Source organism: Nocardia sp. NPDC056100, from assembly GCF_042266325.1.
GTDB lineage: Bacteria > Actinomycetota > Actinomycetes > Mycobacteriales > Mycobacteriaceae > Nocardia.
Genome location: NZ_JBHJVY010000002.1, coordinates 1,702,918 through 1,722,889, shown reverse-complemented (window position 1 = coordinate 1,722,889; position 19,972 = coordinate 1,702,918). Strand labels below are relative to the sequence as shown.

Annotated in this window: 24 protein-coding genes; 15 read left to right on the top strand and 9 right to left on the bottom strand. The window is 65.1% G+C overall.

What is annotated here, in order from left to right; genetic code table 11:
* Window positions 1–95: 95 nt before the first annotated feature.
* The 4 genes from ACFC0O_RS20325 (at window position 96) to ACFC0O_RS20310 (ending at window position 5,423) form a co-directional block, all read left to right on the top strand.
* Entirely contained in the window at window positions 96–1,118 is a 1,023-nt protein-coding gene (locus ACFC0O_RS20325; RefSeq protein WP_375959983.1) for an AraC family transcriptional regulator, read from the top strand.
* Between the two features lie 162 nt (window positions 1,119–1,280).
* Window positions 1,281–2,678, top strand: a complete 1,398-nt coding sequence (locus tag ACFC0O_RS20320; protein ID WP_375959981.1) for a lipase family protein — start codon at window positions 1,281–1,283, stop codon at window positions 2,676–2,678.
* Window positions 2,679–2,741: 63 nt separating this feature from the next.
* Window positions 2,742–4,760, top strand: coding sequence for a CocE/NonD family hydrolase (locus ACFC0O_RS20315; protein ID WP_375960770.1), 2,019 nt, complete (start codon window positions 2,742–2,744; stop codon window positions 4,758–4,760).
* Window positions 4,761–4,964: 204 nt separating this feature from the next.
* Window positions 4,965–5,423, top strand: coding sequence for an ATP-binding protein (locus tag ACFC0O_RS20310; RefSeq protein WP_375959979.1), 459 nt, complete (start codon window positions 4,965–4,967; stop codon window positions 5,421–5,423).
* A 13-nt stretch (window positions 5,424–5,436) separates the two neighbouring features.
* Here ACFC0O_RS20310 and ACFC0O_RS20305 read toward each other — a convergent pair whose 3' ends face one another.
* Together ACFC0O_RS20305 and ACFC0O_RS20300 are read right to left on the bottom strand one after the other, a co-directional pair.
* Window positions 5,437–5,823 carry an STAS domain-containing protein gene (locus tag ACFC0O_RS20305; RefSeq protein ID WP_375959977.1) on the bottom strand — a complete coding sequence of 129 codons (387 nt, stop codon included), beginning with the start codon at window positions 5,821–5,823 and terminating at the stop codon, window positions 5,437–5,439.
* 72 nt (window positions 5,824–5,895) lie between these two features.
* A complete protein-coding gene (locus ACFC0O_RS20300; RefSeq protein ID WP_375959975.1) occupies window positions 5,896–6,642 on the bottom strand; it encodes a pirin family protein in 747 nt (248 codons plus the stop codon).
* A 179-nt stretch (window positions 6,643–6,821) separates the two neighbouring features.
* Between ACFC0O_RS20300 and ACFC0O_RS20295 the strand changes: the two genes are divergently transcribed.
* Both ACFC0O_RS20295 and ACFC0O_RS20290 read left to right on the top strand, forming a co-directional pair.
* Entirely contained in the window at window positions 6,822–7,238 is a 417-nt protein-coding gene (locus ACFC0O_RS20295) for a lipopolysaccharide assembly LapA domain-containing protein (RefSeq protein ID WP_375959973.1), read from the top strand.
* 110 nt (window positions 7,239–7,348) lie between these two features.
* The gene (locus ACFC0O_RS20290) at window positions 7,349–8,053 is read left to right on the top strand and encodes a PAS and ANTAR domain-containing protein (RefSeq protein ID WP_375960768.1); all 705 of its coding nucleotides are present in this window, start codon (window positions 7,349–7,351) and stop codon (window positions 8,051–8,053) included.
* Window positions 8,054–8,058: 5 nt separating this feature from the next.
* Here ACFC0O_RS20290 and ACFC0O_RS20285 read toward each other — a convergent pair whose 3' ends face one another.
* From ACFC0O_RS20285 to ACFC0O_RS20270, 4 genes are all read right to left on the bottom strand, one after another.
* Window positions 8,059–8,640: a DUF6968 family protein gene (locus ACFC0O_RS20285; RefSeq protein WP_375959971.1), complete on the bottom strand. Its 582-nt coding sequence runs from the start codon at window positions 8,638–8,640 to the stop codon at window positions 8,059–8,061.
* 50 nt (window positions 8,641–8,690) lie between these two features.
* Entirely contained in the window at window positions 8,691–9,527 is an 837-nt protein-coding gene (locus ACFC0O_RS20280) for a PP2C family protein-serine/threonine phosphatase (RefSeq protein WP_375959969.1), read from the bottom strand.
* A 256-nt stretch (window positions 9,528–9,783) separates the two neighbouring features.
* Window positions 9,784–10,053: a hypothetical protein gene (locus tag ACFC0O_RS20275; protein ID WP_375959967.1), complete on the bottom strand. Its 270-nt coding sequence runs from the start codon at window positions 10,051–10,053 to the stop codon at window positions 9,784–9,786.
* Between the two features lie 84 nt (window positions 10,054–10,137).
* Window positions 10,138–10,506, bottom strand: a complete 369-nt coding sequence (locus tag ACFC0O_RS20270) for a VOC family protein (RefSeq protein ID WP_375959965.1) — start codon at window positions 10,504–10,506, stop codon at window positions 10,138–10,140.
* 64 nt (window positions 10,507–10,570) lie between these two features.
* Here ACFC0O_RS20270 and ACFC0O_RS20265 point away from each other — a divergent pair, with 64 nt between their 5' ends.
* Both ACFC0O_RS20265 and ACFC0O_RS20260 read left to right on the top strand, forming a co-directional pair.
* Window positions 10,571–11,023, top strand: a complete 453-nt coding sequence (locus ACFC0O_RS20265) for a MarR family winged helix-turn-helix transcriptional regulator (RefSeq protein WP_375959963.1) — start codon at window positions 10,571–10,573, stop codon at window positions 11,021–11,023.
* A gap of 62 nt (window positions 11,024–11,085) precedes the next feature.
* Complete coding sequence (locus ACFC0O_RS20260) at window positions 11,086–12,357, top strand: MFS transporter (RefSeq protein WP_375959961.1); 1,272 nt, start codon at window positions 11,086–11,088, stop codon at window positions 12,355–12,357.
* Window positions 12,358–12,376: 19 nt separating this feature from the next.
* Here ACFC0O_RS20260 and ACFC0O_RS20255 read toward each other — a convergent pair whose 3' ends face one another.
* Together ACFC0O_RS20255 and ACFC0O_RS20250 are read right to left on the bottom strand one after the other, a co-directional pair.
* Window positions 12,377–12,589, bottom strand: a complete 213-nt coding sequence (locus ACFC0O_RS20255; RefSeq protein ID WP_375959959.1) for a hypothetical protein — start codon at window positions 12,587–12,589, stop codon at window positions 12,377–12,379.
* A gap of 97 nt (window positions 12,590–12,686) precedes the next feature.
* Complete coding sequence (locus ACFC0O_RS20250; RefSeq protein WP_375959957.1) at window positions 12,687–13,088, bottom strand: winged helix-turn-helix transcriptional regulator; 402 nt, start codon at window positions 13,086–13,088, stop codon at window positions 12,687–12,689.
* A 99-nt stretch (window positions 13,089–13,187) separates the two neighbouring features.
* Here ACFC0O_RS20250 and ACFC0O_RS20245 point away from each other — a divergent pair, with 99 nt between their 5' ends.
* Window positions 13,188–13,595 (top strand): RidA family protein, encoded by a 408-nt coding sequence (locus ACFC0O_RS20245; protein WP_375959955.1) that lies wholly within the window; start codon window positions 13,188–13,190, stop codon window positions 13,593–13,595.
* Window positions 13,596–13,598: 3 nt separating this feature from the next.
* Here ACFC0O_RS20245 and ACFC0O_RS20240 read toward each other — a convergent pair whose 3' ends face one another.
* Window positions 13,599–14,171, bottom strand: coding sequence for a TetR/AcrR family transcriptional regulator (locus tag ACFC0O_RS20240; RefSeq protein ID WP_375959953.1), 573 nt, complete (start codon window positions 14,169–14,171; stop codon window positions 13,599–13,601).
* Window positions 14,172–14,335: 164 nt separating this feature from the next.
* Between ACFC0O_RS20240 and ACFC0O_RS20235 the strand changes: the two genes are divergently transcribed.
* The 6 genes from ACFC0O_RS20235 to ACFC0O_RS20210 all read left to right on the top strand — a co-directional run bounded on the left by ACFC0O_RS20235 (window position 14,336) and on the right by ACFC0O_RS20210 (window position 19,914).
* Window positions 14,336–15,859, top strand: coding sequence for an ABC transporter substrate-binding protein (locus ACFC0O_RS20235; protein ID WP_375959951.1), 1,524 nt, complete (start codon window positions 14,336–14,338; stop codon window positions 15,857–15,859).
* A 55-nt stretch (window positions 15,860–15,914) separates the two neighbouring features.
* Complete coding sequence (locus tag ACFC0O_RS20230) at window positions 15,915–16,841, top strand: ABC transporter permease (RefSeq protein ID WP_375959949.1); 927 nt, start codon at window positions 15,915–15,917, stop codon at window positions 16,839–16,841.
* Complete coding sequence (locus ACFC0O_RS20225; RefSeq protein ID WP_375959947.1) at window positions 16,838–17,650, top strand: ABC transporter permease subunit; 813 nt, start codon at window positions 16,838–16,840, stop codon at window positions 17,648–17,650. Before ACFC0O_RS20230 ends, ACFC0O_RS20225 begins: the two co-directional genes overlap by 4 nt.
* Complete coding sequence (locus ACFC0O_RS20220) at window positions 17,647–19,092, top strand: ABC transporter ATP-binding protein (protein WP_375959946.1); 1,446 nt, start codon at window positions 17,647–17,649, stop codon at window positions 19,090–19,092. Before ACFC0O_RS20225 ends, ACFC0O_RS20220 begins: the two co-directional genes overlap by 4 nt.
* A gap of 70 nt (window positions 19,093–19,162) precedes the next feature.
* Window positions 19,163–19,600: a hypothetical protein gene (locus ACFC0O_RS20215; protein ID WP_375959944.1), complete on the top strand. Its 438-nt coding sequence runs from the start codon at window positions 19,163–19,165 to the stop codon at window positions 19,598–19,600.
* Window positions 19,588–19,914: a transcriptional regulator gene (locus tag ACFC0O_RS20210; RefSeq protein ID WP_375959942.1), complete on the top strand. Its 327-nt coding sequence runs from the start codon at window positions 19,588–19,590 to the stop codon at window positions 19,912–19,914. Before ACFC0O_RS20215 ends, ACFC0O_RS20210 begins: the two co-directional genes overlap by 13 nt.
* Window positions 19,915–19,972 lie beyond the last annotated feature (58 nt).

Sequence of the window (19,972 nt, the reverse complement as noted above, 5' to 3'; positions counted from 1 at the left end):
GCGGGATTGCGTGGAACTCATCGGCGGCTGTTGGCGATTTATGGCCAGTTTGCCCTGGTACGGTCGCGTTCGACGGGCATGGGCAGGAGGGGTGCGTGGCGGGGAGGATGGCGTCGGGGGATATCGCGCGGACCGTGCCGATCGATTTCGTACGCGCGGCGGTCGCGCTGGCGGCCGCTCGCGGTGTCGATACCGAGGGGTTGCTGCGGTCGGTGGGGGTGGCGCCGGATTTGATCGGGCAGGATCGGGCGCGGGTCACCGTCGAGCAGATGACTCGCACGGTGCGGGAGCTGTGGCGGATCTCCGATGATGAGATGTTCGGGTTGGGGGCGCGGCCGGTGCCGCGGGGGACATTGCGGTTGATTTGTTTCGGGGTGATCGGGTGTCCGGATTTGGGGGCGGCGTTGGCGCGGTTTGCCGAGTATCACCGGCTCGCACCCGGGTTGCCGATAATGACGACCACGACCGAGCGGGCGCGGGCTCGGTTCACCATCGATGTGTCGGGGCTCAATGATCCTGCGCACCTGATGACTTCGTTTCTACTGGCTTCGGCGCATCGGATGATGGCGTGGGGGATCGGGCGGCGAATTGCGTTGCGGCAGGTCGAGTTTCCGTTTCCGAGGCCGGTGAACGCCGCCGATTTCGATCTGGTGTTCGCCGCACCGCTGGTCTTCGGATGCGACTCCGCCACACTGGTTTTCGACAGTTCGGTGCTGTCATCGCCGATCACTCAGACCGAAGAGACACTGATCGAGTGGATTCGCAACGCACCGGCAGACCTGCTCACTCGACGTGAGTACGGAACGACGTTGTCCGAGCAGGTGCGGCGGATCCTGAGTCGCGGCTTGACCGGTGCGTGGCCGACCGGTGAGGAGATCGCACAGTGCCTGGCGTTGAGCCCGCAGACCGTGCGCCGCAGGCTGGGGGAGGAGCACACCTCCATCACCCGGATTCGCGAGGACATTCTGCGGGACGCGGCGATCGCGGCACTGGCGCGCGGTGAGGAGACCGTGGAGGAACTCTCGGGTCGGCTCGGGTTCTCCGAACCCAGTGCCTTCCGGAGGGCGTTTCGCCGCTGGACGGGTAGCCCGCCGGGGTCCTACCGCGCGGGAGTCTGACCAGAGGAGCCGATCGCACGCTCATTGGGAATGACCGCGATTCTCGGAATATATGACCGCAGCGCTCAATTCGCGCATATCGCGCTTTCGGCCTGGTCAATGCGCCGATGCTGTGTCTACGCTCGCCGAATTCCACTCGTCGTTCGGGAAAGGCAATTCGGGATGAACGTGCGCAGCGCAGGGCGCGTACTTATCCTCGGTGTCGCGGTGCTGCTGACGCCTTGGGTCTCAACGGTTTCGGCGCAGGCGGCACCGGATGATCCGAGCACGCTGCCGATCGAGTCGGCCCCGGCGTTGACCCTGCCGCCGGAACTGGACGATTTCTATCGACCGGCCGCCGGTGCGGTCACGGCGACCGAGCCGGGTGAGATCTTGCGCGTGCGCCGCGTCAACCCAGCGTTCTTCGGTCTGGTGCAGCTCAATATCGATGCGTGGCAACTGCTTTACCGCACGAATAACTCGCACGGTGAGGCCATCGCTACCGTCACGACCGTGCTCAAACCGCGCGGTGAGGCACCGGCGGGCGGGCGCAAACTGCTCTCGTACCAGATCGCCGAGGACAGTGTCGCGCAATACTGCGCACCGTCCTATGTCATCCAATCCGGTGCCATTCCGGCGGATTATGTCAATGCCGCCGAAACGCTCATTCCGATTGCCGCGGGCATCGGGCAGGGGTGGACCGTCGTGCTGCCGGATTATCAGGGACCGAATTCGGCGTACGGAGCCGCGCGTATGAACGCACAGGCGACCATGGACGGTATCCGTGCCGCCGAACGGTTCGAGCCTGCACAGCTGAGCGGGGCGCAGACTCCCGTCGCGCTGTGGGGCGATTCGGGCGGCACCATTCCGAGCTCGTTCGTCCCGGAAATCAAGGAAAGCTATGCGCCGGAACTGAATATCGTCGGCGCGGCCGCCGGTGGTGTCGCCCCGGGGGACTACGCCGCCGTGGTACGGCACAACAACAATGGCGTCTACGCCGGACTGATCTCGGCCTCGTTCGCGGGTCTGGCGACCGAGTATCCGGAGATGGCGCGGGTCATGCGCGAGCGGGTGGATCTGCTCGGCCAGTTCGTGCTCGCCTCGAAGAAGGTGCTGTGCCATCCCCAGGGCGCGCTGCTGTTCCCGGGATTCAACTATCTGGGCACCTTCGGCGGTTCGGATCCCTTGGGACTGCCCGAGATTCGCGATGCCATCGCGGACAACCCCCTCGGCCAGCAGCGACCCACGGTGCCGATCTACTTCTATCACGCGCAGAACGACGAACTCATTCCCATCGCGGGAACCGATGCGGCAGTGGACAAGTACTGCCGTGAAGGCGCGCCGAGCGTCACCTATGTGCGCGAGTTCGCCGCCGAACACATCTCCGGTGTCGCCACCCATCTGCCCGGAGCCTTCCATTGGCTGCGTGATCGGCTCAATGGCGTGCCCGCGCCGATCGGCTGCGATATCAGCAGCCCGGTCAGCACGCTGACCGAACCGCAGTTCGGGCAGGCACTGGCGGAGATTCTGCCGCCGCTGGCACAGGCGCTTGTCGGTCAGGCCATCGGACAGCAGAACTGAGGTCGGTCAATGAATCGCACGACTACTCGAATCCTTCGTAGCGCCAGCATTATTGGTGCCTTGATGCTCACCATGGCGTTCTCGGTCGTACTGCCTGCCAGTGCGGCTCCCGCGCCGGACAACGCTTTCCCGAAAGCCAACGCCCGCACCGGATTACCCGAGGGCTGGAATCCCGGCCCGGAGCTCTACGGCGTCGGCGAACACAAGAACGTCGAGATCCCGATGGCGGACGGGGTGATCCTGCGCGCCGACGTCCGATACCCGACCGATTCCTCGGGAGCCCCTGCGGCCGGGCCGTTTCCGATCGTCATGACCCAGACCGCCTACGGCAAGGACAGCGCCGGATTCCTGCGCCTGCTCTCCTATGACGGGATCGGACCCGCACTCCAGAACGCACTGCCCTCGGTCATTGATGTCGCCAAACAGCTCACCGACGCCGCTGGATACGGCGACTACTTCGTCAGGCGCGGCTACATCAGCGTCATCGTCGATATCCGCGGTACCGGCTCCTCGAACGGGAACTGGAGCATCCTGCAGCCGCAGGAACGCGAGGATTTCAAGCGAGTCGTGCAATGGGCTACGGCACTGCCGAATTCGACCGGCGAGATCGGCCTGTGGGGCTTGTCCTATCTGGGCATGAGCGAGTTGCTCACCGCGGGTGTCATGGAACCGGGGTCCCCGATCAAGGCGCTGTTCCCGCTCATGCCGGGCAATCACATGTTCCAGGACCTGCTCGATCACGACGGATTCCTCAATATCGCCTTCCTGACCTCGATCCTGGCGTTCCCGATCACCGCGCTGCCGCAGATCGACCCGATTCTGGGCCTGTACCGAGAGCCTGGCAAGGCGCTGAGCGTGTTCGTCGACCATTTGCTCACCCACCTGCGCGATGACGGCACCTGGCCCTCGATCATCAACGCGCTGCTGGACGGCGACAAGCTCTACGACAGCCCGTACTGGGAATCGCGCGCCATCGACAACGTGCTGGAACAGATTGCCGCCAACGACATTCCGACCTATCTGATCAGCGGTCAATACGATCTGCTCCAGGACGGCACTCCGCGCACCTTCGCCGGATTGCAGAACGCCTACGCCGGACGGCCCCACGACGGCCCCATGCCGCCGGACGCATCACCGAGCGGACGATTCCAAATGCTCACCGGCCCTTGGTTTCACATCCAACCCGGCAGTCAGCGCAACACCGACGATATCGACATGCACGCCATTCAGCTGGCCTGGTTCGATCGCTGGCTCAAGAACGATCACAACGGTATCGACGAAACACAGACTCCGTTGCATGCCATCGACGTCAACGGCAATGTCATCGAGAGCGCGACCTATCCGGTCCGCCAAGCACCGACCCAACGCCTGTATCTGCAAGCGGGCAAACGGCTTTCACCCGACAAGCCCACCGACGTGACCGCCTCGGACCGCGTCGACTTCACCCCGATCAACGCGGGAACCATCTGCAACGCAAGCTACTCCCGGAACTTCTCCGGCGTATTCCAGCTGCTGACCTCCATGATCGGCATCGATGATCCCTGCGCCCAATTCCCCGCGAATCCCAGCGTGCCCGGCCTGCTGACGAACCCGACCTACACCACCGACACCTTCACCGAGTCGACCCTGCTCGCGGGGCCGATCGGAGCCACCCTGTTCGCCGTCTCGAACAAACCGGCTTCGGCCTTCAACGTGACGGTCCAAGACATCGCCCCCGACGGCACTGTCACCGCGCTGACCGACGGCCAACTGGCAGGCAACTACCGTGCCCTGGACGGCAATCGGACCTGGCGCGCACCCGACGGCAGCGTGCAGGGCCCATTCCATCCCGGCACCCGCGACTCCCTGCTCCCGGTCATCCCCGGCGAGAGCACCGAATACACCATCAAGATCCGCCCCGCCTTCCACGTTTTCGCCCCGGGCCACCGCCTCCAAATCACGATCGGCACAGGTGATTTCCCCACCCACATCCTCAATCCCAAGGATTATCCGGCCCTGCTCGGCAGCTCCTACGACATCCATCGCGACGACACCGCCGCGTCGTTCCTGACAATCCCACTTGCACCGGCTGCTTCGCGGTAGCCAGCAGTTCACGAGAACCGGGCCACAGCAGCCGAAATACCTCTCGGATCGCTGACCGGACGGTCGTCTTCGCAACCTCGCAGACCGTTGTTTTCTTGGGAGAGCGGTCAACGCGTTCTACAGTGTGTTGGGCTGGCGGGTTTCCTCGCCATGCACTCGGGTAGCCGAGGGCTGTCTTGATCTGGCGAGCGGAGGGTGAACGCGATGACCGAACCCCTACCCGTGATTGTCGGTGACGGCGGGCAGGTGGCCCAATTCGATCTCGAGGAAATGCAGGGTTGGCAGGTCCGCGAGGCAGTGCGCGAACTGCTGGCCCCCGGCACCGGCGTCACCGTGGAAGACGCGGTACTGGTGATCGAGGAGATGGTCGCCAACGCGCGTGAGCACGGCCGATCACCGCGTCGCTGCCGCCTACAGCTACTGGCCGGGCGATTGCGCGTCGAGGTCGACGACAGCGGCTCCGGTGACCCGCGCGTGCGCACCCCGGATCTGGCCGGTGGGCGGGGCATGATCGTCATCGACCGCCTCGCCACCGACTGGGGAGTGCTGCACTACGAGGGCTTCAAGACGGTCTGGGCCGAACTTCCCCTCGATCGTCCGCGGTTCTCTCCGCTGGCCACCGCGTTCGAACCCGAGCAGAGCGACACCCGCAACGATTCCTAGGGTCGCCGACCCGTCACAGCGACCCGCCTTGACCGGCCAGCGCTTCCTCGACGGTGTGATAGAGCTCCAGGACGTGTTCGAGACCGGAGATCTCCAGCGGCCGGATGACCGGACGGTTGGCATCGACCACGATGCGCAGCGGTTCGTGACGTATCTCGGCCACCAGATTGGTCGCCGCGAGGGTCTTCAAACCCGCGCCACCGAGGAATTCGACATCGGTCAGATCCAAGATGCAGTACGCCGCGCGGGTCCGGTCCAGGCCGGACTGGACCGCAGTCGCCAGTTGCCCGGCCGTGCTGCTGTCGACTTCGCCCTGGATCGCCACCACGGCGACCTCGCCGATCATTCGATGCTCGACACGAAGGTCGGGCGTACGCGATTCCTGCTCCTGATCCGTCACAGTGCGCACTATATGGGCTGCCACCGACGAGCAAATCCGGTTCGCGCTTGAATCGGCTGATCGGCGTGCGCGTCAGGCGAACTCGCCGTGCATCTCCCAGACCAGGACCTCACTGGGTTCGACGGCGGTGATGGACTGGCCGCCAATTCGCGTGAGGCGCACCGCATCACCCTGTTCCAGTCGGCCCGATCCCTCGAATTCGACCTGTCCGCGCGCGATGAATACGTGGCCGAACGGAGCGTCCGGAACAGTCACGGTCGAGCCCGGCTCCAGGCGTGCGACGTGAAGTGCGGCATATTTGTTGTGCAATGTGATGGCGGTTTCATTGCGATGGCGGCGTATGCCCGACGCGACGGTAACCAGTGAATTGCGTGCCAACTCTCCCGCGATGTCCATCTCCTGATAGCCGGGCGTGAGCCCGGATTCGTCCGGGGGGAGCCACATTTGGACCACATGCAGAGTCGGCTTCTCGTAACGGCCCGCACCGTTCTTCTCCGAGTGCAGGATTCCGGTTCCCGCCGTCATGCGCTGCGCCAGGCCCGGATTGATGATGCCGGAGTTCCCCGCCGAATCCTGGTGCACCACACTGCCTTCCAGCACCCAGGTGATGATTTCGGTATCGCGGTGCTGATGGGTGTCGAAACCTTCGCCGGGATCGACGAAATCCTCGTTGTGCACCATCAGCAAACCGTGCGCGTTGGCGGCGAGATCGAAATTGCCGGTGGCCGGAAACGATTGCCGCGAGTCCAGCCATTCATTGCGCCAGTGGTGGCGATCCGCGCTGCGAATCACCTTGACCACGGCCGTTTGTGCCGACATCGAGAACCGCCTTCCATGGGTCGCTGATCGTCAAGCGTGCGGCGGCCGGTGGATATTCCCCGAATATCCCGGGCCGATTCGGGGATACCTGGCAAAAGCCGGGTATCCGGGTGATAGGGGTTCGGCCCGAAACGGTGAGCCGGATGACACGCGAGCGTCGATGTTGATGGAGGTCAATCATGTATCCCGCCGGTGAGAACGAGCCGTATCCGACCAAGGGGCTCGAGCGTGAGCCGGTCACTCCGCCGACCCATGACGCACCGCCGCCTCCTGCCCCGCCCGCAGCGCCCCCGGCGGTCGAACCCGCGCCCAAGCCCGCACGAATCAAGCGAACCAGGGCCGGCAGCGTCTGGGTGGGCTTGACCGCAGGCGGGGTATTCCTGGTGGTCCTGCTGATCTTCGTGGTGCAGAACACCGAGAGCTTCCGCTTCGGCTTCCTCGGCTGGCATTTCGATATGCCGGTCGGAGTCGCGATTCTGGTCGCCGCCTGTGCCGGACTGCTGGTGATGGCCGTGGCGGGTGGAGTGCGAATCCTCCAGCTGCGCCAGGCGTTCACACGCGCCGCGCGTGCGAACCAACCGGTGCCGCCCGCGTGAGGTGCTTGATCTCGCCTACGCCGAACGCCGCCACCGTGTGCGCATCGACCTGAAATAGCGAGAGTTTTCCGCTTGTCGGCCGGTGCGTGCACACTGGTGCGGTGACGGAGATGGAGTCGGCGGTCGCTCAGGACGCGACCGAGGTGGAACAGCCGGTCAGCGCGGCCGCCGCCGAAGAGGTCGCCGAAGTGGAATCGGTGGTCGGTGTGGGAACGCCGCAGCCCATCGGCAGTTTTCGCTTCTGGTTCGCCGAGCAGCGGTGGGAATGGTCCGACGAGGTCGCGGCGATGCACGGCTACGCGCCCGGTGAGGTCGAGCCGACCACCGAACTTCTACTCGCCCATAAGCATCCCGAGGATCGCGACCGTGTGGCCGGTGCGATCACCAAGATGATCGAGGACGGTGAGCCGTTCTCCAGCAGGCACCGGATCATCGACACCTCCGGGTATGAGCATGAAGTGATCGCGGTCGCGGACCTGATGGCCGACGACGAGGGCGCGATCGTCGGGACCCTCGGCTACTACATCGAGATCACCGACATCGTGCAGGAAAGTCCTGAAGAGCCGCTCCCGGAAATGTACGAGGGCCGGGAAACGATCGAGCAGGCCAAGGGTGCGCTCATGCTGATCTACGGGTTGACCCCCGATCAAGCGTTCCGGCTGCTCAAATGGCGATCACAGGAGACCAACGTCAAGCTGCGCGTCCTGGCCGCCCGGTTGGTGACCGAGCTGCGTCCGCTCACCAACGAGATACCGCAGTTCCGGACCCGGTTCGATCATCGCCTGCTGACCCTGCACGAACGCGTCTCCGACTGAGGCGATTACGAGGCCCGGGTCAGCGGCCAGTCGGCGGGCAGCATCAGGCGCGCCCCGATCATGCGTAGTGCGGTGAGCAGCGCCTGGATTTCATCGAGGCCGGACGCGACCGCGTGCGGTTTTCCGTCGATGCGGAACCTGCAGAGGTAGTAGCGCTGTCCGGGCGCGCGGGTGGGCCTGTGGATCTCCACCGCACACGGACCCACCCGGGTGATCAGGATGCGCAGCGCGATCACTTCGTTCCCGCGCGCACCGGTCGTCGGCGCCGAATCCATTTCGGTGCGCGGTGCTGCGGGAAATCCCTGCTCGGAGGAGTCGAGCACGGTGAATCGATGACCATTGCCGTTGGCCCGCGCCAGGACCGCGCCGATGTCCAGTAGGGCGTTGTACAGCGCGGCCACCCCGTCGCTGCCCGTGGCTGTGAATTCGCCCAGGCCCTCGATGCGGAAGCCCGCCGTGCCGCCGCCGTCAAGGGTGGTGTGCGCGGGCCTGCCCATTTCGATCAGCACCGGTCGATCGCCATCGGTCACGGCCCGGGTCGCGATGACTTCCCCCACCTGATCATCCACCTGCCCAGTCGCCTCCACGTTGTGGCGATACCCACTGGCCGATGACGCAATCACAGCGCGGGCGATTCTCACGCCCAGCGCAGGTACACCACCGCGACATCGTCGTCGAGGCCACCGGACGTACTCGCCAAAGCTTCGACACGCCTGATCAATTCGTCCACGAACCCGACAGGGCGCACAGCTGTCACGGTGCGTGCGAGCGCGAGCAGACCCGCTTCGCCCAACCGCTCGCGTCCTTTGCCGGTATATCCCTCGTACAGGCCGTCGGTGAGCAGCACCAATCCGGCACCCTCGGGGACCGTCAGCTCGGATACCGGCCATGTGGCGCGTCCGGGCATTACTCCCAGTGCGGGGCCGCCCGCGGCCTCCAGCCAATTGGTGTCCGTTCGCGAGTGCAGCAACATACCCGGGTGGCCCGCGCGGATTACCTGCACCGTGCGATCGCGCGATGATGCGCGCACCGCGGTGAGCGTGGCGAATGTGCGATGGTCGACGCGCTCGGCAACCAGCACCCGCTCCATCATCCGCACCTGCTGTGGTCCGGTGATACCGCTGAGAATCAGTGTGCGCCAAGCCAATCGAAGCGCGACCCCGATGGCGGCGGCATCGGGACCATGACCGGCGACATCTCCGATCACCGCGTGCACGGTACCGTCGGGCTCCTGCACGATGTCATAGAAGTCGCCACCCAGCAGTGAATGTGTGCGTCCGGGCCGATAGTGCGATTCGACTTCTACGCCACCGTCACCCAGTAGCAAGGGCCTGGGCAACAACCCGCGTTCGAGCCGTGTGGTTTCCCGTGTCCTGTCGACCAGGCACTCGACGGCCCTCGTCAGCGTCCGAGCCCATTCGTGGCGCGGGCGCGGATTCCCATCGGCGGCAGCGTCCGGCATCTTGTCCGTCACTCGGCCTGCCGATGAAAATCGCCGACGGGGAGGGTTTTTCGGGCACGCGCAAGCATCGCGGGCCTCCGATCAAACGACAGGGCGCCTTCGACTGCACACCAGCTCCCTCGAACGGCCGTTTGTTGGACCGCGAGGCACGATGAGCTTAACCGACCGAGTTGCCAGGTTCGCGCAACCGGTCGAGAGGCACCGTGCGCGATCTATCCCGTTCGGCCACCGACGTATTCGAGCAGACTGAGCGGCAGTACCGTCGCCCTCAGCGGGCCAACCACCCGGCGAAGCGGCTCGTCAACAAGGGCATGATGCCCCACACCATGGCTGCGACTGCCACCGGCACGATGCAGGCCAGGCGCAGCGGTGTCGGCAGGTGCTCGAGCAGGGGGCCGGTGACTGTCACCAGCACCGTCAGCATGGGGTAGAGGCCCACGACGGTCAGCAGCCAGAACTTCCATTTGGGCGGGTGCGCAACGCTTTCGGCGGCTGCCGCATCATTCCGCTGATCTTCGATAACCTGTGTCGCCGACATGGCCTGTGCCTTTCGTTCGCTTACAACGTCATTGGATAGACGACGCAGCGTCCGTAGGTGTGACACGTGCCCAGGCAACCGCTTTCAAGCCCGGTCGTGGAGGGTGATCTGGTAGCCGTCGGGGTCGGCGAAGGTGAAGGTGCGCCCGAAGGGGCCGTCGATCGGGGCGGCGACGATGGTGTGGCCGTCGGCGGCGAGGGCATCGTGGATCGCCTGAACGTCGTTGGCGTGCAACCAGATCGCCGCGCCTATGCCGGGCTGGGCGACCGATGACAGGTCGGTGCCGGGGACGAGATCACGCAGGGCGAACGCGACCGGCTTGGTTTCGAAGACGACGGCGTGCGGCGGTCCGGCGGGGGAGCGGACCAGGCCGAGGTACCGCTCGTAGAACGCCTGGGAAGCATCGAGGTCTCGCGCTTGCAGGGAGATGAAGTCGGGGCCGGTGACAGACATGATGATTGATCCTCTCGTTCGTGTCAGTTAGCTGACACGAATCAATGTATGTCAGAATACTGACATGAGTCAAGATGGCGTCGACCTGGAGACTTCGCTCGGATACCTACTGAAAGAGGCTTCGAGTGCCCTGCGGGTGGCGATGGAAGAGGTGCTGCGCCCACTCGGAATGAGCGTGACGCACTACTCCTGCCTCGAACTGTTGGCGCAACGGCCGGGCCTGTCGAACTCCGAACTCGCGCGCGGCGCGTTCGTCACCCGTCAGACGATGAACGTGCTGCTCCAGACCCTGGAACGTGAGGGCGAGGTGACCAGGCCCGCAGCCGCCCCGGTCGGCAAGGTCCTTCCCACGCGGCTCACCCCGCGCGGTCGCCGGAACCTCGAGAAGGCGACCGTTGCGGTGCGGTCGGTCGAGGTCAGAATGCTGGCCGGTATGACCGAGGCCGAGCGATCGGACGCATCACGGATCCTGCGCAGCATGATCCATGCCCTGCGCGACGGCAACGATGGCGCATAGTTCGCTCGTGGGTTCATGATCAGAACGTGTTGCGGGCGAACGCGCCGGGGATATTGTGTCGTGTGGATCGTGAAGCATTGACGGTGGTGCCCGAAGCAGCGGCGGCACAGGGTATTCGGAGAACCGGCCGGGCGAATGCGTTCCGAGCGTTGCGGTCGCAGCCGTTCCGGTGGTATTTCGCGGGTCAGATCGCCTCCGCCAGTGGCACATTCGTGCAGGCGACGGCGATCGGATGGCTGGTGTTGCAGTTGACCGGCTCGCCCGCCTCGCTGGGTGTGGTACTCGCGGCGGGTGGAATACCGCCGCTGCTGTTCGGGCCGTGGGGCGGGGTGGTCGCGGATCGGGTGGATCTGCGGCGACTGCTGATCTGTACTCAGATCGTGTTCGGGCTGCTGGCGGGGCTGCTATGGCTGCTCGCGGCGACCGGGCGCGCGGATGTGCCGTTGCTCATCGCGGTGACCGTCGCGGGCGGGCTGGTGCAGATCGTGGACTCGCCCGCTCGGCAAGCCTTTGTCGCGCAACTGGTTCCATCCGGGGATCTGGCCAGCGCCGCCAGCGTCAACGGCATCGTGATGAACAGTGCCCGCGTCGTCGGTCCCGCGTTGGCGGGAGTGTTGATCGCATCGGTCGGGACCACGCCGTGTTTCGCGGTCAACGCCATCTCCTATGTGGCGGTGGTTGTTGCCCTGCTGGCGATTCGGCCGCTCACGGTACGCACGGCCGGAACCGGAAAACCCGGTGGTGTGGCGTCGGCGCTGCGTTATGCCCGTACCCGGCAACAGCTTTGGCTGCCGCTGACGATGATGGCCCTGGTCGGTCTGCTGGCCTTCAATTTCCCGGTCATCCTCCCGGTGTTCGCGGAGAACACATTTCACGGCACCGGAGGTACCTACGGGTTGCTGTCGACCATGCTCAGCATCGGATCGGTCGCGGGCTCGCTCGCGGTCGGCCTGCTGCCGCATCCGCGCCGAACGTACCTGGTGGCGGCGGCGACAGCCTTCGCCGTCGGGCTCGCCGTCACCGCCGTCGCGCCGAATCTGATCGCGGCCTGCGCGGCCCTGGCACTCACCGGGTTCGCCGCATTCAGCTTCGTGACGTTGGCATCGACTGCGCTGCAACTACATTCGGACCCGAGCTATCGAGGCCGGATAATGGCGCTGTGGGTGTTCGTCTTCATGGGGACCACGCCCATCGGCAGTATCGTCACCGGTTGGATCACCGATGCCGCGGGTCCGCGCGCGGCGTTGGCGGTCGGGGCCGTCGCCTGCCTGGCCGCGGCCATCATCGCATCCCGGGTGCACACTCCACCCCACCCGGACGATATCGAGGTCTGACAATGTCCGGGTCCCGGGCTCAGGTCCTCGGCGTGGGCGGTCGCAGTGCGGGAAATCGGTTCAGGATCTTGTCGATCTGTTGCCGGACGGCGGTGAGCTCGGCATCGAACGGTGTGGCGGACGCGGCAGCGCCCGCTGATGCGAGCTCGCGGCGGCGCATCAACGTCTGCGCGTGGCCGCGCAGCTCGACCAGGAAGTTCCGGGCCTGGGCGAGTTCAGGGTCTTCATGCATCGGTTCTCACATCGACGGGGGTGCACGCGTCGGCATCGGCGGCATCCGGGGTGCGGGAAGTATGTCATGGAATGTCCACTTGCTCGTTTCCTGCGGTTCAGTCCGATGCCTCAGGTGCGGCAGCGTCGAAGCGAGTGCGGGCGTCGTCGATGTGGCCGAGGTACTCGTGGGTCCAGTCGCACATTCCGTGTACGAGTTCGCGTAGCACGTGGCCGGGCTGGGTGAGGGTGTAGTCCACGCGGGGCGGGACGGTGGGGAAGACGGTGCGTTCGATGAGGCCGTTGCGTTCCATCATGCGCAGGTTCTGGGTGAGCATCTTGTGGCTGATGCCCTCGATCGCATTGCGCAGCTCGCTGAATCGCATGGTGCGCTCGCCGAGCAGATCGACGATCAGGAACGCCCATTTATTGGCGATCTCGGTGAATATCTCGCGTGCGAGTGAGTCCGCGCGCGTCACATCGGCCACATCGAGCGGGCTCTCGAACTGCTGGGTTCCCATGAGGTTCCTCGGTTACCTGAAGGTGCGTTCTTCCATGTCCGCGCTCACTCTCCTACGGTGACCGAGTATCCGCAAGTGACAACGTGAGAGGACGGCGCTGTGGCCATCGAACTGACGAACGTGGACGGACTGCCGAAAATCGATCTGTACCAACAGGTTTCGGTCGCGACCGGATCTCGGCTGGTGCACATCGCCGGCCAGGTGTCCTGGGACGCCGAGGGAACCACCATCGGTGCCGGGGACCTGGCCGCTCAGGTGGAGCGGTGCTACCTCAATATCGGCGCTGCCCTGGCCCAGCTCGGCGGCAGCTTCGACGACGTCGCCAATCTCACTGCCTACGTAGTGGATTGGACTCCGGACAAGATGCCCCAGCTCACCGAGGGCATTGCACGCGCGGCAGCGAAACTCGGCACCACCGCCACCCCACCTGCCACCCTGCTCGGCGTCGCCGCGCTCGACATCCCGGATCATCTGATCGAGATCACCGCCACCGCGGTCCTGGAGTAGTCGTCAGGTGAGCGATTGGCTCGCTGCCCGCAAATCCCGCAGGGCCGCAAGGGTATACGGCGCGAGTTCGGCGTCCTGGCTGGCTTCGAGCCAGTTGGCGTAGCCGCATTTGAACGCGAGGATGCCCAGTTCGGCGGCGAGGTGCGCGGTGGGGTTCGGCACGTCGCGGGCGAGCAGTGCCTCGGTCATCGCCGCTGCCATCCCGACGCTTTTGAGGGCGTCACGCTCCTGCAGTTCGGTATTGGCGGCGATGGCCGCGGCCAGTCGGGGCGCGAGTTCGCGATTCATCGGACCCATTGCGCCGGAAGCGCGTTCGAGGCCCGCCGCGACCGCCTCGAGTGGAGTCGCATCGATGGGCGCTTCGGCGATGCCCTCGGTCAGCAGTTGGCTCAGCGTCTGCTGACCCGCGCTCAGCAGTTCGCGCTTATCCGAGAAGTGGCGGAAGAACGTACTCTTGGTGACCCCGGCTCGCTCGGCGATCTGGGTGACTGTCGTGGCGTCGTACCCCTGCTCGGTGAACAGGTCCACGGCGGCCAGCACAAGCCGCTCACGTGCCCCGGGTTCCCATCGCGCCATGTCAGCCATGATAGGTGACGGGACAAAGGTGCTGTCACATGGAAGAACGACCTCGATAACGTCTGAAGCACCCACCGATGTCAATGGAAATCGGGTAGTTGCCGCCGCCAACCGCCTAAGTTAGGTTATGCATTCCAAACTTTGTCCGAGGCGAAGGTGTGTTCGTGGAGTTCTCTCGTCGGCAATTCCTGGCAGCAACCGGACTCGGGACCGCCGGACTGCTCGCGGTTACCGCGTGCGGCACGTCGAGCTCGGACGGCGGAAGTCCGCGCAATGGGGGAACCCTGCGGGTCGGCGCGCTCGGGAAGGCGTCCAAGATCGAACGTGATCCGCACAAGACCTTGAGCAATGACAGTGATTTCCTCATCGCTTCGCTGGTGTTCGATCCACTGACGGTTCCCGCCGCGAATCCGAATGTCGCGCCGCGATTGGCTTCCTCATGGAAGCAGCTCGATGATCCGCGCAGTTGGCGGTTCACCATCGCGCAGGGCGCGGCTTTCCACGACGGTGCCGCGGTGCGTCCGGAAGACGTGGTGTGGTCGCTGCGGCGGCTGCGGGAAATCGCGGGGGAGACCAAGGTTCCGGTCGCCTCCGGTGATGCCATCACCGCAGACGGCGCCGATGGCGTGATCATCACGACCATGGCGCCCAATCGCGATCTGCCGATGCTGTTGCGGCTCATGACATTTGTGGTCAAGGCTGGCACAACCGACTTCACCGCCGCGGTGGGCAGTGGGCCATTCCGGCTGGAGTCCTACAACGACGGCAATGCCCGGCTGGTGCGCAACGAGACCTGGCACGGCGGGGCACCCCGGGTGGACGCGATCGAAGTTCGCCGTTTCGAAAGCAATACCGCGCTGGCCAACGCCGTCATGGCCGGGCAGATAGACCTGGCCTCCAATGTTGGTGCGGTCGCGGGCCGAACAGCTGCCGGGCGTGGTGACCTGTCGGTCGTGCGCCGCGCGAACGATATCGTCATCCCGATTGTCATGCGCACCGCGGACGGCCCGTTCGCGGATGCGCGAGTGCGAAACGCGTTGCGGTTGGCCGTCGATCGCGACGTCATGGTCAAACAGATCACCTCGGGCTACGGATCGGCCGCCAATGATGTACTCGGCACAGCCGATCCGACATACGACACCACACTGCCCAAGCGTGGTCGAGATATCGTGCGCGCCAAGGCATTGCTGGCCGAGGCGAAGTTCGACACCGGCCGCACCTATCCGCTGGTGACCAAGGATGAAGCGGTCGGCGAGGTCGATTCTGCGCGACTGTTCGCGACCCAGGCCGCTGAGATCGGAGTCAAACTCGATGTCGTCGTGCAGGACGCGAATGTGTTCTACGACGAAACCTGGCTGAAGGCACCGCTGTACACCGCGAACTGGGGAACCAATGATTCGGTGATCTTCTTCGCCAGCAAGACCATGATCTCCACGACGAAGTGGAATGAGGCGGGCACCCACGATCCCGATCTCGATGCCGCCTATCTACGCGCATTGTCGGCAACCGATGATGCCGGGTATTCGTCCGCGAGCCGTGAGATCCAGCGTATTGAATACGATCGCGGCGGATACCTGGTGTGGGGCACCGCCGATGGCGTCGATGTCGCCTCCAGGAAAGTGCGCGATTTGCCGACACTGGCTGGATATGGCCGAGTACAACTCGAACGGACCTGGCTGGCCGGTTGATATCACCGAACGGAGCACCGCTGATCCCATGTCGCACATAGGGTTTCCGAGTACCGTGACCCGCTGGGCGCGGCTGATTGTGCTACGCGTGGGATGCCTGCTGGGTGTTCTGGTCGTCGTGTTCGCCACGGTGGCACTGCTTCCCGGTGGGGGAGCCGGGGCGGTGCTCGGTCGTGACGCCAGCCCCGCGCAGGTTGCCGCCTACGAGTCCGCGATGGGTATCGACCGGCCGCTGCCGATTCGGTTCTGGTCCTGGCTGTCCGGGTTATCGCATGGAGACCTCGGAGCCAGCGTGCGCGGAGGCTCGATCAACGACATGTTGTCGGCGAAATTCCCGAATACGTTCTTGCTGGGTGGAATCGCGCTGATCGTCACCGCTGCGGCGGCGACGATCGTCGGCTCCTGGTGGTTTCTGCATCCGCGTGGTCCCGCCCGGCTGCTCGGTCCTGGCACGACCGCCGCCGTGGCGGTACCGGAGTTCGTGGTCGCTACCGTGCTGGTCTTTGTCTTCGCTCTGGGTTTGGGATGGTTACCCGCGGTGACAGTCGTCGGTGCCGGCGGTGTAGTCGTGGACGGTAGGTCGTTGGTGCTACCGGTACTGGCGCTGGCAATCCCGCAGGCGGCGTGGAACATTCGGGTCACCCGCGCCGCCCTCGAGGAAGCTGCGCAGTTGCCGCATGTGCATGCCGCCGAACTCGACGGTCTGACACCCCGTCATATTCTGGTGCGGCATGTGCTGCCCATCGCCGCTCCGACCATCGCGTCCTCGCTGGCGACATCGGTGGGCATGCTGCTTGGCGGTGCGATCGTGGTGGAAGCGGTGTTCAACTATCCGGGCATAGGTTCCGTACTGGCCGGGTCGGTCAATGACCGCGATCCCGCGGTAGTGGCTGCCGTCGTTGCGATTGCCGGGATCGCGATCACCGTGGTGCTGATCCTGGCGGATCTGGTGCGCAGTTGGTCTGTGCGAGGGCGCTCATGACGACGCGGCCGGTATCGATTCCGCCGCGGACGGTGCTCACCGTACTTCCGGCGATCATGATCGCGACGGTTGCGATGTGCGGTCCATTCCTCGCGCCGCACGGGATTCGTGACAGCGTGGATATCCCGTTCGCCGGCCCCTCGGGCGACGCCTGGCTGGGCACAGACCATCTCGGGCAGGATGTCACGAGCAATCTGCTCGCGGGCGGCTGGGGGCTGATCACCATCGCCGCTGTGATCGCGGTTGGTGTGACCGCGTGTGCGGCACTATTGGGAGCCGCTGCGGCGCTGCGGCCCGGCATAGGGGCCGTGGTGGAGCGAATCGCCGACTCGGTGATGCTCGTGCCGCCGATTCTGGCGATGCTGCTGGTCATGCTGTCCTGGCCGAGCTCGGGAACATTCGGCCTGGTGCTGGTCGCGACCCTCATCGGAACCCCGTATTCCGCACGTGTGTTCGCGGCGGCCGCAAGCTCCATCGCGGCGAGCGGATACGTCGAAGTCGCAGTCGCCAGCGGTGAATCGCTGCCGTACCTGCTGGTGCGCGAAGTGCTGCCGAATCTGCGCCCGACGATTGCCGCGCAACTCGGGCTGCGGTTCGTGGAAGCGATCTATCTGGTCAGCACGGCAGCCTTCTTGCAGCTGCCCGCATCGCTGGGCCAGACGAATTGGGCAATCATGGTGCGCGAGAACAGCTCCGGAATCATGCTGAACCCGTGGGCGGTCATCGCCCCCGCTGTCGCGATCGCCGCCGTCTCGATCGGGGTGGCGTTCACGGTTCGGAGATTCGATACCGCTGGGCGGATCCGATGACCAAGCGCACGGTGGTCGTCGAGGACCTCGGCCTGATCGATTCACGCAGCGGCACAACGATTCTGGATACAGTCTCGGTGGGTCTGGACTCCGGCACCGTCACCGGCCTCACCGGTGAATCCGGATCCGGTAAGACAATGTTGATGAAAGCCCTGTTGGGTTGGCTGCCCCGCACTGTTCACCGCACCAGCGGCACCATTCACATCGCCGGGCAATCGGTACTTGACCTCGACCCCGGCGCACTGCGCGCGCTCCGCCGCACCCAGGTATCGTTCGTCGGTCAGGATGCCGGGTCGGCGCTCAATCCGGTGATGCGAGTGCGTGCGCTCTTGGCTGAAACCGCCTCTGACGCAACGGCCGTCGAGCATACGCTGGCCAGGGTCGGGCTTCCGCAGTCCCTCGTCGAACGGCGCGCGGGCGAGCTGTCCGGTGGCCAGCAACGCCGGCTCGCGCTCGCACGCGCGGTATTGCGAGACACACCCATTCTGATCATCGACGAACCCTTCGGTGGCCTCGATGCCCAGGCCCGGCGGACCGTCGCCGACCTCCTTCGCTCCCTGGCACACGATTGCGGTAAAACGATTCTCGTCTCGGGACATGACGTCCCGACCCTGGACGCTCTGGTCGATGCGCATATCCACCTCGGCAAGGACTTCGAATCCACGCCTGCGGAAAGCCGCGCGACGGTTGCGCCGATACGTCCGAATCGACTCTCCGCCAGCGGAATTGGCCTCGCGCGCGGCGGACGGACGATTCTGTCGAACATCGAACTCACGGCCCGTACGGGTTGTGTTACCGCCGTCCTCGGCGAATCCGGCGCCGGCAAAACGACTTTGGCGCGAATCCTGGCCGGGCTCGAACCCTCCGCCGTCGGACAGTTGACCCTGGAGTCGCGTCCGATGCCGCTATCGGGGCGCCGCCGCGGCAAGCAGATCACCCGCATCCAACTGGTCCCGCAGGATCCGCTGTCCACGCTCAATCCGCAGCGCACCATCGGCCAGATCCTCGAACGACCGCTGACCCGCCGCGGCATTCGCGACCGCGCGCGACGTGCCGAAACCGTGGCGCAGGTACTCGGAGCGGTGGGTTTGAACCCTGAGCTGGTGACCCGTCGTCCCAGCGAGCTGTCCGGTGGCCAACGCCAACGGGTCTCGATCGCGCGCGCACTGTCCTACAACCCGGAAGTCCTCATCTGCGATGAAGTGACTTCGGCCCTGGATCCGGACACCGCGAACACGATCATGGCGCTGCTGGCGAGCGTGGCTCACGAGTCCGACATGGTGGTAATCGTCATCGGCCACGATCTCGACCTGCTTGCCCGTCATTGCGCGGAAGGCATCGTGGTCCACGAAGGAGTTCGTCTAGCCGCCGGTCCGGTCGCGGACCTGCTCCCGCATTTCCGATATCAGCCCACAGGCTCCGATAACACCGGTTCCCCGTAGGCGTTTCGGATCGTAGAGGCGAACGGGATACTAGTTGGCGATTGGAAACTAGTTGATTATGGTGGCAGCTGTGAGCGATGAATTGACACCACAGGCCGCGCTGGACATTGCCTCGGCTTCCAACCATCGGGCCCGCACCGCGACGGCTCGGCGCGGCTGGGTGGCGCCGGTGGGAGCGCTGCTGTGTTTCGGTGCTTTCTTTCTGATCGGCGACACGATCGGCATGCTCGTCGATCGGACGATCACCGCCCGCGGAGTTGCCGGAGTCGTGGCGACGCTGGCGCTCGGGCTGTTCATCGCGTGGGTGATTCGGAGCTGGAGGAACGGCGGTGTCGTCCCCAGATCTCTGGCCGAGGAACCGGTGCGGGGATGGAAGCGGACGGCCTCGGGTGAGTTGGTGCCGTCCGTCGCCTTCGTCTTTCTCAGTGACGGTGCATTCGCGCTGGTCATGGGTGTGTGGACCTGGTTGCGGCTGGCGCGGCGGCGGGTCACGGCGTGGCGGAACTGAGTGCGGTACTCGCCTCGCTGCCGCGTCTGACCGTGGTCGCGTTCCTGGACGGGTGCCAGGAGGCGGAGTTCGGGACGATCGTCGAGCTGTGTGAGATGAACAAGTCAACGTTGTCCAAGGCGATGACCGCGCTCGAGAGCGCCGAATACATCACGGTCACAAAGGGATACATCGGGCGCAGGCCCAGGACGTGGCTCGCCCTGACCAATGGCGGCCGCAGGGCGTACCACGAACACCTGAACGCGCTCACCGCGCTCGCACAGCAGGCGCGCAGCGCGGCCGGTGATGCGGATTCACCATCTCGCGAACCCTGATCTAGGCGGGTAGCACACCGAGACAGGCACTCCTGCCCGGAAGGCTAAGCGGCAGAAA